Origin of the sequence: Absiella sp. AM09-50 (genome assembly GCF_003433845.1) — a bacterium.
Classification (GTDB): domain Bacteria; phylum Bacillota_I; class Bacilli_A; order Erysipelotrichales; family Erysipelotrichaceae; genus Hoskinsella; species Hoskinsella hominis.
Map to the genome: position 1 here is coordinate 1 of NZ_QVFI01000047.1, position 14,795 is coordinate 14,795.

Below are 14,795 nucleotides of genomic sequence, written 5' to 3' on the forward strand. Positions count from 1 at the left end.
AGGTAGACTCAAAAGGGCCAGTATTCTTTAAACATATGCGTGTAGGAAAAAATAGAAAACCATTGCCAACTTATAAATTTCGTACAATGGTAACCAATGCTGAAGAATTGCTGAAAACATTAACTCCTGAACAGAAAAAAGAGTATGAAGAAAATTTCAAATTAGAAAATGATCCAAGAATAACCAAAATAGGGAAAATTCTTAGAAAAACAAGTCTGGATGAGTTGCCACAATTATTAAATATTATTATAGGGAATATGAGTGTTGTTGGACCAAGACCAGTTGTTCAAAAAGAACTAGAAAAATTTGGAGATCAAGTTGATAAACTATTAAGTGTAACACCAGGATTAACCGGTTATTGGCAAGCAAATGGACGTAGTAATACGACTTATGAAGAAAGAGTCGCAATGGAATTATATTATGTAGATCATTGTTCTATTTGGTTAGATATTAAAATCATATTTCAAACAATAGGTGCAGTAATTCGTAAAGAAGGGGCTAAATAAAAGAATGTCTGAAATAAACTGGTATGTATTGTTTGTGATGGGTGGTAAGGAACAACAGCTATGTGACTTCTTGAATCAAGAAGATAACTGGTATGCCTTTTATCCTAAGATAGAGTTAGTCAGACGAAAGAACAGTGTAGACCACATCATAGAGAAACCATTATTTCCAAGTTATATCTTTGTGGAGAGCAATCAAAAACATCAAGACTTTCAAACGAAGCTAAGAGAACTCAAAACAAGAAAAACAGGCATTGTAAAAGAATTAAATTATAAAGATGAGATACCAGCATTATATGAAGAAGAAAAGAAGTATTTAAAAGGTCTGTTGGATGAAAAACATACATTAAAGAAATCTGTAGGATTTATAGAAAATGACCATGTGATCATTACAGAAGGACCATTGAAAGGTTATGAAAGTCATATCAGTAAGATAGACCGCCATAAGCGAAAAGCAGTATTAGAGGTAGAGATGTTACATAAGAAGATAGATGTAACGATACCACTAGAAATCATAAAACGAACTGAATAAAGAAGTAAAAGTTGCCAGGGGCACATTATGGAATATGCAGGGACATACTTTAACCGTTCAACACTGTATGTGGGGGAAGGGAGAAGTGTGCCCTTTTTACAAGTTAGGAGTAATGTATGGAAGAAATAAATAAAACAAATGATGAAATAGAAATTGATATTAGTGCTTTAATGAAGCTTTTAAAGAAGAATATAAAGATGATTGTAATCTGTACAGTATTGGGTGCAGTCATTGCGTTTCTTATGACGAATTTCTTTATGACGAAGAAATATGCAAGTACAGCAAGGATCTATCTAGTACCAAAAGTTACAGAACAAGGCGTTGTTGATAGTACAGCATTGAATAGTAATTCAAAGATGGTCAATAACTATATGTCTTTGATGCAGGGTGAAACAATTCTATCAAAGGTTGCGGATGAATTGAATATTGAGAATGTAGAAGAAGTGAAAAATTCACTATCTATTACAAATGTTAATGAAACAGAAATTATAGATGTAAAAGCAACAACCGATGATCCTAAGAAATCACAGGCAATTGTAAGCAAAACAGTAGATATCTTCTTTAAGGAAATGCAGGAAAAACTGGATATCAAAAATATGACGATATCTGATCAACCAAAAGTCAATGATGTACCTGTATCACCTAGCAAGAAGATGAATACAGCAATTGGTGCAATGGCTGGTCTATTACTTTCATGTGGATATGTATTCTTACAATATCTATTTGATAAGCGTTTGAAAAATAAAGCAGAAGCAGAAAGCTTCTTAGGTGTACCAGTATTAGGAGAAATTCCTTGGTTTGAGGATTAAGGTATGGGATTTATTGATATACACAATCACATTGCATGGGAGATCGATGATGGAATGCCTTCAAAAGAAGATGCCATCATTGCATTACAACAGGCGAAGAAAGATGGTATAACATCAATCATATCTACACCACATTTTGTGCCAGGAACACATGATGTATCCAATATAGATATCATCAATGATCGAATAGAAGAGCTAAAAGAATTGGCGAAAACATATGGAGTAGAAATATATAGTGGTTCAGAAGTATTTCTGAACCATGAGTATTTAGATATGATCGATAGTAAAGCATTTAATACATTAGCGAGTTCTAAATATCTATTAGTGGAATTTGATGTTAGAAGAAACATGAACCATAACGATTATGCAGAAGATTATCTATATGAATTAAAAGTTAGAGGATATCGACCAATCATTGCACATGTAGAGCGTTATTTTCCTAAAGGCATTGATTTAGACAGAGTACAGTCTTGGATTGAATTAGGATGTTATATACAAGTTAATCGAACAAGTCTATTAGGAACACATGGAGATATTTGTAGAAAGAATGCAGAGAAGTTGTTAAAAGAAGGAATGGTTCATGTGATAGCGAGTGATACACACAGAAGTGAAGGTCATCGTATTGCGAAACTCTCTGATATTTATTCGTTAATTGAAAAAGAATATGGAAAAGAAAATGCAATCCTTTTATTACAAGAAAATCCAGCACATATTATTCAAAATGAAACCTTAGAAGAAATGGAAGTCATAAAGAAAAGATCTATCTTCGATAGATTAAGAAAGAAAGGAAGATAGGATGGAAAGAAAACTTGCGCCAAAGCGACATGATAAGAGAAAGAAGAAAACAGTCAAACAATCGCAGTTTGATTTTTCAGAAGTATATCGACAGTTAAGGACGAATATAGAATATTCCCAATTTGAGGGAGATATTCAAGTTGTGAATCTAACAAGTACGAATCCAGCGGAAGGAAAAAGCTCTGTAGCATCAAATTTAGCGACAGTCAGTATTGCAAAATATCACAATGTTTTGTTAATGGATTGTGATTTAAGAAAACCAGTACAACATAAGATATTCAATGTTTCAAATAAAGTAGGATTAAGTAATCTAATGAAGAACTTTGATAGTTTTGATGTAAATGACGATACATATTTTCAGAAGTTCAAGGATAACACAAGTGATGGAAAACTATATCTACTAACAAGTGGAATGAAAGTACCTAATCCATTGGAACTTTTATCAAGTGAGAAATTCAAGCATTTAATTGAAAAACTAAGAACAAGATTTGATTTCATCGTGATCGATTGTCCACCAGTTGACGCAGTAGCAGATGCTATTCCGGTTAGTACCGTAACTGATGGAACGATTTATGTTGTTTCTGCGAAAGAAACGAACAAGAATGATGCGAAAGCAGCTATCACACAACTTCAAAGAAATGGTGCCAATATCTTAGGAACTGTACTTACGAAAGTAGAAGCAGAAGCAAAACACTATTATGGTTATTACTATAATAGCGAGTCTTAAGGAAGGTGTATAGAAATGGAATATTTTTATGCATATTTGCCGAATAAAAATGATAAGGAAACAGTTTTAAATTCATTGAATCTAAAGAAAAATCAAATCTATATCGATGATACAGAGAATGATGATATCAAATGGAATGATCTTATTAAAAAGTTAAAGAACGATGATAAGTTATTGGTTCCTTCTATTGATTGTATCTCATCAGAAGAAGTAAGTCTGAAAGATAAGTTACAAACATTAAAAGATATTCACGCACAATTACTTACGATTGATGATGAGGATTTAGATGTAGATGTTATGCTTCAGCTTATGGATTTTATTGAAGTAAGTAGAAGAAACAGAGTAAGGAAGCTACAAAGAGAAGGCATTGATAAGGCACTGGAAAAAAAATATAAAGGTGAAGGTCGTTTTGGCAGACCAAGGATAAAAGTACCAGATGATTTTGAAGAAAATATTAAAAGGATCATGCGAAAAGAATTAAGTCATGATGCTTATAGAGCACAATTAGGAATGAAACGATCTACATATTATAAGATTGTGAAAGAGGTAAGAGATTCTTGGATCAAGGATGATAAGAAATAGGAGGCTTACATGGAAAATATAAAGAAGATAGGAAAGCATGTTTTCTGGATCATACAGTTAATTGTAAGTCTTATTTTAACATATAGTGTTTACAAATTATTGCCGTTGAAGTATTTAGCAATCGTTATTTTGATATTAGCTGTTCTATTAGGATTAGTAATATTTATGCAATTGTCTAGCAAAACAAATAAAGCGGTGAAGATGGGCAGTAAAGTATTAGCGATTGTTTTAAGTGTATTAATGGTATTTGTAAATGTGAAAGTTATCAATAAAGCACAAGAAACGATTGATAAGATATCAAATGGAAACATACAAACAACGACGGTTTCTGTCTTAGTAAAGAAAGACAATACATTTCAGAAAATTGAAGATTTAGATGGAAAACAGTTTGGTATCATGAAAAACATTGATCGCGAAAATACTGATTTTATGTTAAATCGTTTAAATGAGCAATTCTCAAATCAAGTTTCAAAAACGGAATATGAAAGTGGAGAAGAAATGCTTCAAGATTTATTAAATGATAAAACAGATGCCATCATCATGAATGAAGGTTTTCGTGATAGCTTTAATTTGATTGATAAAAAGTTTGAATCAGAAACAAAAGTCATTTATACATTAGATAAAAAGAAAACGATAGAAAACCTAAAATCAGCATCTGTGACAAAAGAAAGCTTTATTGCTTATATTTCTGGAATTGATACATCAGGGCCTATTACAACAACAAGTCGAAGTGATGTGAACATGTTAATGGCAGTGAATCCAGTTAAGAAAAAGATTGGATTGGTATTTATACCACGAGATTATTATGTCCCTTTACAATGTCATGATGGTGTTTGTGAATCTGGAGCCATGGATAAGTTAACACACGCAGGATTGTATGGTATTGAAGTAAGTCAAGCAACAATAGAAAACATCTTAGGAGTGGATATCAACTACAATATAAGAATCAACTTTGATACAGTTAAAACAATGGTAGACGCTTTAGGTGGTATTGAAATAGATTCTGATAAAGACTTTATTGCTTGGACAGACCATGAATGTCATATTAAAGAGGGAAAGCAACATCTTGATGGAAAATGTGCCTTAGCATTCGCAAGAGAAAGATATAGCTATGAAGCAGGGGATCGTCATCGAGGAGAGAATCAGCAGGAAGTGATTCGTGCAATGATTAACAAGATGACAACAACTAATATAATCAAGAATTATGAATCAATATTAAATGCAGTTCAAGGCATGTTTCAAACCAATATGAAAACAGATGAAATAACTGCGTTGATTCAGATGCAGATCAATGATATGACAAAATGGGATGTTCAAACGACTTTGTTAGATGGTACAGGAGATATGGTACCAACATATTCATATGGAAGCACGCCACTTTATGTTATGCGACCAGATACAGATACTATCAGTTCTGCAAAAGTATTTATAAATGAAATTATCAAATAAAATGAGGTGAAGAAATGAAAGGGATTATATTAGCAGGAGGTTCAGGAACAAGATTATATCCATTAACTATGGTGACATCTAAACAGCTGCTTCCTATTTACGATAAACCGATGATCTATTATCCATTATCAATATTGATGAGTGCAGGCATTAGAGATATACTGATTATTTCAACTCCACAAGATACACCAAGATTCGAAGAATTATTAGGCGATGGAAATCAATTTGGTATTCATTTAAATTACGCTGTACAGCCATCACCAGATGGATTAGCGCAGGCTTTTATCATTGGAGAAGAATTTATAGGTAAAGATACAGTCACAATGATTCTTGGAGATAATATTTTTGCTGGACATGGATTGAAAAAACGTTTAACTGCTGCTGTAGAAAATGCAGAAAGTGGTAGAGGTGCTACTGTATTTGGATATTATGTAGATGATCCAGAACGTTTTGGAATTGTTGAATTTGATGATAAAGGAAAAGCGATTTCAGTAGAAGAAAAGCCAAAGAAACCCAAAAGTAATTACTGTATCACGGGATTGTATTTTTATGATAATAAAGTTGTAGAATATGCAAAAAATCTTCAACCATCTCCACGTGGAGAATTAGAAATTACAGATCTTAACAGAATTTATCTTGAAAATAATAAATTAAATGTTGAACTACTTGGACAGGGTTTTACTTGGCTTGATACTGGGACACATGAAAGTCTAGTAGAAGCTACTAATTTCGTACAGACGATTGAAAACCATCAGCATCGTAAGATCGCATGTTTGGAAGAAATCGCCTTTTTAAATTGCTGGATCAGTAAAGAAGATGTGATGAGATCTTATGAAGTTTTGAAAAAGAATGAATATGGAAAATATTTAAAAGATGTTTTAGATGGAAAATATCTTGATGCATTACGTTAAGAAAGAAGGATGAAATGATGAGTAAAACGATTATTGTAACTGGTGGAGCTGGTTTTATTGGTAGTAATTTTATTTTTTATATATTGAAAAAGTATGCTGATTATAGAATCATTTGCCTCGATAAATTGACTTATGCAGGAAATCTATCAACACTAAAACCTGTTATGGACAATCCTAATTTTAGATTTGTAAAAGCTGATATCTGTGACAGAGAAGCTGTTTATCAATTATTTGAAGAAGAACATCCAGATATCATTGTGAACTTTGCAGCTGAATCACATGTAGACCGTTCTATTGAAGATCCAGGTATCTTTTTACAAACAAATATCATGGGAACAGCTACATTGATGGATGCTTGTAGAGCGTTTGGAATAGAACGTTATCATCAAGTTTCTACTGATGAGGTATATGGAGATCTTCCATTAGATCGACCAGATCTTTTCTTTACAGAAGAAACACCAATACATACAAGCAGTCCTTATAGTTCATCAAAAGCAGCAGCTGATTTGCTAGTGTTGGCTTATTACAGAACTTATGGTTTACCAGTATCTATTTCTAGATGTTCTAACAATTATGGTCCTTACCATTTTCCAGAAAAACTGATTCCGTTGATGATAGCAAATGCGTTGAATGATAAACCACTACCTGTATATGGAGAAGGATTAAACGTACGTGACTGGTTATATGTGGAAGATCATTGTAGTGCTATTGATTTGATCATCCATAAAGGCAGAGTAGGAGAAGTCTACAACGTTGGTGGTCATAATGAAATGAAAAATATCGATATCGTAAAGATCATATGTAAAGCATTAGATAAACCAGAAAGTCTGATTACTTATGTGACAGATCGTAAGGGACATGACATGCGTTACGCTATAGATCCAGAAAAGATCCATAATGAATTAGGATGGCTTCCAGAAACAAAGTTTGAAGATGGAATCAAAAAGACGATCGATTGGTATTTGAATAATCGCGAATGGTGGGAAGAAATCATCTCAGGAGATTATCAGAACTACTATGAAGAAATGTATGGAAACCGCTAGATAGGTGTAAATAAGATGAAAGTACTAGTTACAGGAGTTGCTGGTCAGCTAGGCTATGATGTCATGAATGAGCTTGCAAAAAAGGGGCACGAAGGTATTGGTTCAGATATCGCCTCTTTTTATAATGGGATTCAAGATGATTCTGCGGCAGCAACACAACCTTATTATTCATTAGATATTACAGATAAAAAAAGAGTAGATGAGTTATTAAATGAAATCAAACCAGATGCAGTGATTCATTGTGCAGCATGGACAGCGGTGGATATGGCAGAAGATGATGACAAGATTGAAAAAGTCAGAGCAGTGAATGCAGATGGAACAAAGTATATTGCAGAAGCATGTAAAGAATTAGATTGTAAGATGGTCTATCTGAGTACAGATTATGTATTTGATGGACAGGGAACTGAACCATGGAAACCAGATTGTAAAGATTATAAGCCATTAAACGTTTATGGAGAAACAAAGCTTGCAGGTGAATTAGCTGTGTCAAGTTTATTAGAAAAATACTTTATTGTAAGAATTGCATGGGTATTTGGTGTTAATGGTAAGAACTTTATCAAGACAATGTTAAATGTAGGAAAGACACATGACACTGTTAAAGTAGTAAATGATCAAATTGGGACACCAACTTATACATATGATTTAGCTCGCTTATTGGTAGATATGATCGAAACAAATAAATATGGATATTATCATGCAACAAATGAAGGTGGCTATATCAGTTGGTATGATTTCACATGTGAGATATACAAACAAGCTGGATATACCACAAAGGTTATTCCAGTTACTACAGAAGAATATGGTCTATCTAAAGCTAAAAGGCCATTTAATAGCAGATTAGATAAATCTAAATTAGTAGAAAATGGATTTACTCCATTGCCAACATGGCAGGATGCATTAAGCAGATATTTAAAATAAATCAAATATTAGAAAAGAGGGAAAAGATGGGACAGATAAAAGTAAGTAAATGTCCAATTGAAGGACTATTTATCATAGAGCCAGCTATTCATGGAGATCATCGAGGATATTTTATGGAAACATATAATCAGAATGATATGAGAGAAGCTGGATTAAATATGAATTTTGTTCAAGATAATCAAAGCATGTCAACAAAAGGAGTGCTAAGAGGACTTCATTTTCAGAAACAGTATCCACAGGGAAAACTAGTAAGAGTAATCAAAGGAAATGTTTTTGATGTAGCAGTTGATTTACGAAAAGGAAGCAAGACTTATGGTCAATGGTATGGTGTTGAGTTGACAGAAGAAAATAAAAAGCAATTCTATATTTCAGAAGGATTTGCACATGGATTTTTAGTATTAAGCGATGCTGCAGAGTTTTGTTATAAAGTGACGGATTTTTATCACCCAGGAGATGAATGTGGATTAGCATGGAATGATCCGGAAATTGGAATCAAATGGCCCCAGCTAGTAGGGGAGTATCAAGGAACAGCAAGCAGTGCAGGGTATCATTTAGAAGATGGTACAAAATTAAATTTGAGTGAGAAAGATGAAAAATGGATGGGTTTAAAGGATACCTTCCATTTTTGATAAATAGATTATGAAAGAAAATTATGAATAGCAATGTTAGGACAAAAAAAGAATGCCATCAAGAGAAGATGGATTAAAAATCGTTATAGTGTATAAGCTATTAACAACCGAACTGTGAAATATATTTTTTAGATATTAAATAGATTAAAAAGGACTAGGAAAGAGAGAAAAAGAAATGAAAATTTTAGTAACTGGAGCAAATGGGTATTTAGGTCATGGAATTGTAAAAACTATTCTTGATGCTGGAATCGAAGTAATAGCTAATGATTTTAGAGTTGATAGCATTGACAAGAGAGCAAAAATAATTGCAGGTAATATTTTTGAAGTAGAAAATCCTTATGATTATTTTGAGCAACCAGATATCCTTCTTCATTTAGCGTGGAGAGATGGATTTGTTCATTATTCAAACGCACATATTAATGATTTACCTAATCATTTTATCTTTATAAAGAGAATGGTTGAATCTGGTTGCAAGCAAATTGCAGTTATGGGAAGTATGCATGAAATTGGCTTCTTTGAGGGAAGTATTAATGAGAATACACCTTGTCGTCCAACAACTCCATATGGTATTGGTAAAAATGCTTTAAGAGATTTAACACAAATGTTGTGTAAGCAAAATACTACAATATTTCAATGGCTAAGAGGGTATTACATTGTCGGGAATTCTGAGTATGGTTCATCTATTTTTTCAAAGATCACCTCAGCAGTAAAAGATGGAAAGACAGAATTTCCATTTACTCTTGGACAAAATCAATATGATTTTATTGATTATCCTGATTTTTGCAAACAAGTTGCTGCTGTTGTCTGTCAAAAACAAGAACAAGGAATTTTCAATATTTGTTCTGGAAGACCAGAAAAACTTGCTGATAGGGTGGAAAGATTTATTAAAGAAAATAACTATAACATAAAATTACAATATGGTGCTTTTCCTGATAGACCATACGATTCCAAAGCTATATGGGGAGATAGTACTAAAATTGAAAAAGTATTAAATAATAAAAAATAATTAATGAAGTTATTTAAAAGTAATGGGCCCAATATTGCTGCATTTCATTTTATAAGTTATTCTTTACTATTATTTTTGTGGCTTAGATCTAGTAAATATGATGAAGAATATTTCAAGTTTCCTAAGTTTTTTTTGTTGGGTAATCATGAATGTTTGGTATCATTAATTTATTATGCTTGACTATTTGATAGTATATGAAAATAGTAAATTGATTACAAGACTTGATAATCTAAAAATATAATTGTTGAATATAGACGAAAAAACATAATGAAAGGTTGTGATAATTTCACAAATGAGCAAGAAGGATAAAATAAAAAAAGCGCACTAAAAATGATGAATAAAATGATTGAAAAATTTTATTTATGTGTCCAGATGAAAATTGATAGTAGCAAAGACGGTAAAAAATAAAAATTTACCACGATTAAGAATCTTCATAGAATGAAGATGATAATCATTAAGAATGCGATTATTGATTCGTTCAGTGCAGGTGCAGTCCTTTTAGATGAGTTTCCATTTATCAGATTTATAAGGAACAGGACCAAATATTTTATTATCATCAGCTTCTTTAATGTATCTTATTTTGCCATAATCATTGTTAGGGCAGCAATCAGCTTTATGAGAACAAGAAGAAATCTTACCTCTAGCCAAAGGACAACGAAACTTATTTCTATGTTTCTTTTCTTCATAACCATCATAAATCATAGACATGTTATTTAAACAAACAGGAATACCATCTGAATTAAAATTATGGAAAGAAGCAAAAAGGATTTTTTATCCTATCTTCGACAGTTGATATCGATGATAGGAGTAATGTTTAGACTGAGAAAGAAGTTATGTGTAACATAGTTGTTACTAGCAGAATCAAGACACATATAACGAGGATGAAGTATAGAATTCATAGCAAGAAATTGAGCAGTAGCAGATATGGTATTTAACGCGTCATGTCTAGAAGCTTTTTCTATAGAAACGAAGCAAAGCAGGGTGATGCCGAGGTTGGGATTGTGATAACTAATGTTGTAGAAAGTAAAGCCAAATAATAAGAAGCAAGATCACTATTCCAACATATAGCTTCTGGATAAAAAAGCGATAAGTAAGAAGAACATCAGAATCATCAATGATTTTGTGGCCATAAGGATTAGCATGAATATGAACAGCAGAACCATTAGCAGATAAGATGAGATTAAAGAGATCAATAAGTCCAACATCAATGGAAGGAATAAGAGCAATAGAGTTAAAAATTGATTAAAGGATGAAGGAATAACGATTTTGATTACAATACAAGTTAGCAGAATAGAAATCGATGAGAGAGGCGGTGTCTAATGAATGAAATTTGCTGACTTTTGACTTTTTTTAAGCTTAGATTTAGAAAGAGAAGAAAGGTGAATATTTTCATTATGAGAAAAAAAGAACGCATGTAGATTGCATGATCATTGGCTGGCCTACTAGTAGAAGAATAGATAGAAAATAACAAGTCAGAAATAAGATTGATGCGAAGAAAATGAAGTTTAAGTTAAGCAGAAGCAAAGAGAGGATTCAAAAGATGTTGCTTTTGTGAATCATCAAGAGAGAAAAAATCAAAATGGAGATGTTAAGGTGATAAATTTGAGCATAAGATACGCCCCTTTTCACCTTAACCACAAGCGAGTGAAATGGGCTGCGCCGATGTGAAAAAGCTTGACTTTTTCACATCGGAATAGGGGGGAAGATGAAGAAAAGAAAGTAGAAAAAGAGCTTGGTCATTGGCCTTTTTGGTTTTCGTCAACGCTCTTGTGTAAATGGAGGTAGATTAGTTTGAATATAGATATTATTTGTCCCTTATATAATGCTCAAGCTTATATAAAAAAATTACATGTTTCATTATTAATGCAGGAGAATGTAAACATTAATTCAATTAATTATGCATTGACTCGTAGCAACGATAATACGCAAGAGATTCTTCAAAAGAATGGCTGTAATTATACATTAGTTGAACCCAGTGATTTTTCTCATTCAGCTACTAGAGAAATGATGGCTAAGAAATGTAATGGAGATATTATTGTATTTATATCTCAAGATATTATTATAAAACGAAAAGATTGGTTATTCAATTTAACAAAAGATATTATTAACGGCAATTGTGAAGCCGCCTATTCTAGGCAAATATCATCTAAAGATAATATAGAAAAATATACAAGAGAAAAGAACTATGGTAGTCATTCTTTTATTAAAACAAAAAAAGATATTCATAAACTTGGTTTAAATACATTTTTCTTTTCAGATGCTAGTTCGGCAATTGATAGAAAAGTGTTTGAGTCTTTAAATTATTATGACGGGAAACGTTTTACTTCAAATGAAGATCAGTATATTGCACATAAGCTAATTATGAATGGTTATCGAATAAAGTATTGTGCTGATTCAGAAGTAATTCATTCTCATGATTTTAATTTCAAGACTCTTTATAAACGCTATCATGATACTGGTGATTTTTATAGAGCTGAACCATACATGAACTCATATGGCACAAATAGTGCTGGAGCAGGGATGGCAAAATATATTTTAAAGAGAATTATCCAAGACAGGAATGTTAAAGCTGCATTAGAATTTATTCCAAATATGTTGGCAAGAGTTCTAGGAATGAAGGCTTACAAATGAAGAAAAGAATGCAATGGATTGATATTAGCAAAGGCATTTTAACTTTTATAATTGTTTTGCTACATATTGACTATGATTTTAACGTGTACTTTGCAAATTTTACTGGTTTGTTTAAAGTAGTGGTGTTTTTTTGTATTGCAGGACTTACGCTCAGTGAAAAATCACTGTTTGATACAAAGATTTTTATAAATAATAAATTTCGCAAACTATATTCAAAAATTATTTTTACTGGATTGTTAGCAGTAGCTTTACATAATGCTTTTATAAAAGTTAGTTTTTATTCCACTGATATTGTATATAGTGGTAAAAATATGAAGTTTTATTTACTTTCGGACTATATTAAACAAATATTTGCGACAATATTTCTTGCTAACAGAGAAGTAATTATAGGACCTTTATGGTATGCTAACGTTTTATTTATGGCTCTTGTAGGTATAGCGATAATCAATTATATTTGCGGAAAATTAGTGCCAAATGAAAAATATAAGCGGCTGATAAGATTAATACTATGTACTATGTGTATGCTTATTTCGTGGGTGCTAACAGACATTATTGGTTTTACAATTCCGAGATTTAATAATACGTTAACAGCTATTTTTTTGATAGATTTTTGCCAGTTTATATACAGCTACTTAAAAGTACAATTCGTTAATTTAAATATGTTTTTTATTTGTTTGTGCATTTTATTACTTTTACCTTTATTTGGAAGTATAGAAATGAATTTAAATGTCTTTAATAATCCGCTATATCTTATTGTTTCAGCATTTGTTGGTATGTACGTTGTTTTCTTTATTGCAAAGAAATTAGAAAAGATTAATCTAATAAATAAACTTTTTTCAGATATTGGTAAGTTCTCTTTTGAAATAATGGCTCTTCAATTTTTTTCGTTTAAACTAGGAGCCATTATAGTTGGTGTTTCACCTTCTGGCTTAACACCAAAAGCTGATAACTTTTTATTGGTAGTATATTATTTTTTATTTGGAATTATGTGTCCAATTTTTATTGGTAGACTGATCAAAAAAGTAATTGAAATTAAAAAAGGAGGCATAAAATGGAAAAAATATCAATCATAATTCCTGCTTACAATACAGAAAAATTTATTAGTAGGTGCGTAAATTGTTTTATTGAGCAAACGTATTCAAATATAGAAATAATCCTTGTTGATGATGGTTCAACAGATGAAACAGCTAAATTATGTGATCAGTTTCAAAATAAAGATTCGAGGATCGTAGTAATACATAAAGAAAACGGTGGTCCTTCTGATGCAAGGAATGTTGGAATAGATAACGCTTCTGGGGATTTAATTACTTTTTTTGATTCTGATGATTACGTTGAAAAAAATTATATAGAGTATCTTTACAATATTTTAATAAAGTATAATACGCAAATTTCAGCTTGTGCATACAACATCTCAGATGAAAATAATTCGATATTATTTAAAATACAAGGAAAAAAAAGTGAAGAATGTATTTCTAAAACAGAATTTATTAGAAGAATGCTAGTGGAAGATGGTATTACAGTTTCTCCATGTTTTAAGTTATTTAGGAGCGGCTTATTAAAAAATGTTAGATTTCCAAAAGGAAAATTATTTGAAGATAATGGTACAACATACAAGATGATAGATAACTGCAAAACGGATATTGCTTATGGAAACGGAGCTTATTGCTATTATGTGATGCGTTCTAATTCGCAAATGAGAAGTGATTTTAATATAAAAAAAAATGGACATGATTGAATTAACAGATGAAATGTGTGATTATCTCTGTATTCATTATCCAACTTTAAAAGATCCAATATTACGTCGAAGAATTTACTCAAGATTTAATATCTTAAGGCAACTGACTTATTACGACAACACTACAAAAGATATTAGATTGGAGATTACTAAATATATTCTTGATAATTTTCATTTTATATTAACCAATAAATGTGTGCCATATAGAGATAAAATTGCAGCAGTACTTTTATTTATCAATCCAAGATTATTTTTTAACGCATGGGCTCTATATAGAAAGGTAAAATATGGAAAGTAAATCTATTAAATTTTACATATATTGTACTTTAGCTTTTATATATTTTATTCCAATTGAATTAATTTTTGGAGTATGGAATTCGGCTCCTTATCATTTGTACACTTGTTTAATGGGAATGGTATACTTCGTTAATATGATTCGTAAAGGGAAAATAAAAAAAACTACTTTAGCATTATAAACTGTACCCTGTAAAACGGACACTAGAAAAAAACCAATTGCTAGTACCT

At 31.5% G+C, this 14,795-nt stretch carries 15 protein-coding genes; all 15 read left to right on the forward strand.

Annotated elements, in window-relative coordinates:
* Window positions 1–506: sugar transferase (locus DW114_RS20285; protein ID WP_117456098.1), on the forward strand; the 506-nt coding region annotated here is incomplete at its 5' end.
* A 4-nt stretch (window positions 507–510) separates the two neighbouring features.
* The gene (gene loaP, locus DW114_RS20290) at window positions 511–1,035 is read left to right on the forward strand and encodes an antiterminator LoaP (RefSeq protein ID WP_117456100.1); all 525 of its coding nucleotides are present in this window, start codon (window positions 511–513) and stop codon (window positions 1,033–1,035) included.
* 116 nt (window positions 1,036–1,151) lie between these two features.
* Window positions 1,152–1,844 carry a YveK family protein gene (locus DW114_RS20295; protein ID WP_117456102.1) on the forward strand — a complete coding sequence of 231 codons (693 nt, stop codon included), beginning with the start codon at window positions 1,152–1,154 and terminating at the stop codon, window positions 1,842–1,844.
* Between the two features lie 3 nt (window positions 1,845–1,847).
* The gene (locus tag DW114_RS20300) at window positions 1,848–2,639 is read left to right on the forward strand and encodes a tyrosine-protein phosphatase (protein WP_117456104.1); all 792 of its coding nucleotides are present in this window, start codon (window positions 1,848–1,850) and stop codon (window positions 2,637–2,639) included.
* A 1-nt stretch (window position 2,640) separates the two neighbouring features.
* Window positions 2,641–3,366 carry a CpsD/CapB family tyrosine-protein kinase gene (locus DW114_RS20305; protein ID WP_117456106.1) on the forward strand — a complete coding sequence of 242 codons (726 nt, stop codon included), beginning with the start codon at window positions 2,641–2,643 and terminating at the stop codon, window positions 3,364–3,366.
* Window positions 3,367–3,381: 15 nt separating this feature from the next.
* Window positions 3,382–3,948 carry a hypothetical protein gene (locus tag DW114_RS20310; protein ID WP_117456108.1) on the forward strand — a complete coding sequence of 189 codons (567 nt, stop codon included), beginning with the start codon at window positions 3,382–3,384 and terminating at the stop codon, window positions 3,946–3,948.
* A gap of 9 nt (window positions 3,949–3,957) precedes the next feature.
* Window positions 3,958–5,397, forward strand: a complete 1,440-nt coding sequence (locus DW114_RS20315) for an LCP family protein (protein WP_117456110.1) — start codon at window positions 3,958–3,960, stop codon at window positions 5,395–5,397.
* 14 nt (window positions 5,398–5,411) lie between these two features.
* Window positions 5,412–6,308 carry a glucose-1-phosphate thymidylyltransferase RfbA gene (gene rfbA / locus DW114_RS20320; RefSeq protein WP_117456112.1) on the forward strand — a complete coding sequence of 299 codons (897 nt, stop codon included), beginning with the start codon at window positions 5,412–5,414 and terminating at the stop codon, window positions 6,306–6,308.
* A gap of 14 nt (window positions 6,309–6,322) precedes the next feature.
* Window positions 6,323–7,351 carry a dTDP-glucose 4,6-dehydratase gene (rfbB, locus tag DW114_RS20325; RefSeq protein WP_199483674.1) on the forward strand — a complete coding sequence of 343 codons (1,029 nt, stop codon included), beginning with the start codon at window positions 6,323–6,325 and terminating at the stop codon, window positions 7,349–7,351.
* 15 nt (window positions 7,352–7,366) lie between these two features.
* Window positions 7,367–8,269, forward strand: a complete 903-nt coding sequence (gene rfbD / locus DW114_RS20330) for a dTDP-4-dehydrorhamnose reductase (RefSeq protein WP_117456115.1) — start codon at window positions 7,367–7,369, stop codon at window positions 8,267–8,269.
* A gap of 26 nt (window positions 8,270–8,295) precedes the next feature.
* Window positions 8,296–8,898 carry a dTDP-4-dehydrorhamnose 3,5-epimerase gene (gene rfbC / locus DW114_RS20335; protein WP_117456117.1) on the forward strand — a complete coding sequence of 201 codons (603 nt, stop codon included), beginning with the start codon at window positions 8,296–8,298 and terminating at the stop codon, window positions 8,896–8,898.
* A gap of 175 nt (window positions 8,899–9,073) precedes the next feature.
* Window positions 9,074–9,904 (forward strand): NAD-dependent epimerase/dehydratase family protein, encoded by an 831-nt coding sequence (locus tag DW114_RS20340; RefSeq protein WP_117456119.1) that lies wholly within the window; start codon window positions 9,074–9,076, stop codon window positions 9,902–9,904.
* Window positions 9,905–11,695: 1,791 nt separating this feature from the next.
* Entirely contained in the window at window positions 11,696–12,535 is an 840-nt protein-coding gene (locus DW114_RS20350) for a glycosyltransferase (protein WP_117456123.1), read from the forward strand.
* Entirely contained in the window at window positions 12,532–13,608 is a 1,077-nt protein-coding gene (locus DW114_RS20355) for a hypothetical protein (RefSeq protein ID WP_117456125.1), read from the forward strand. The genes DW114_RS20350 and DW114_RS20355 overlap by 4 nt, the downstream gene beginning before the upstream one ends.
* The gene (locus tag DW114_RS20360; RefSeq protein ID WP_117456127.1) at window positions 13,587–14,270 is read left to right on the forward strand and encodes a glycosyltransferase family 2 protein; all 684 of its coding nucleotides are present in this window, start codon (window positions 13,587–13,589) and stop codon (window positions 14,268–14,270) included. The genes DW114_RS20355 and DW114_RS20360 overlap by 22 nt, the downstream gene beginning before the upstream one ends.
* Window positions 14,271–14,795: the final 525 nt, after the last annotated feature.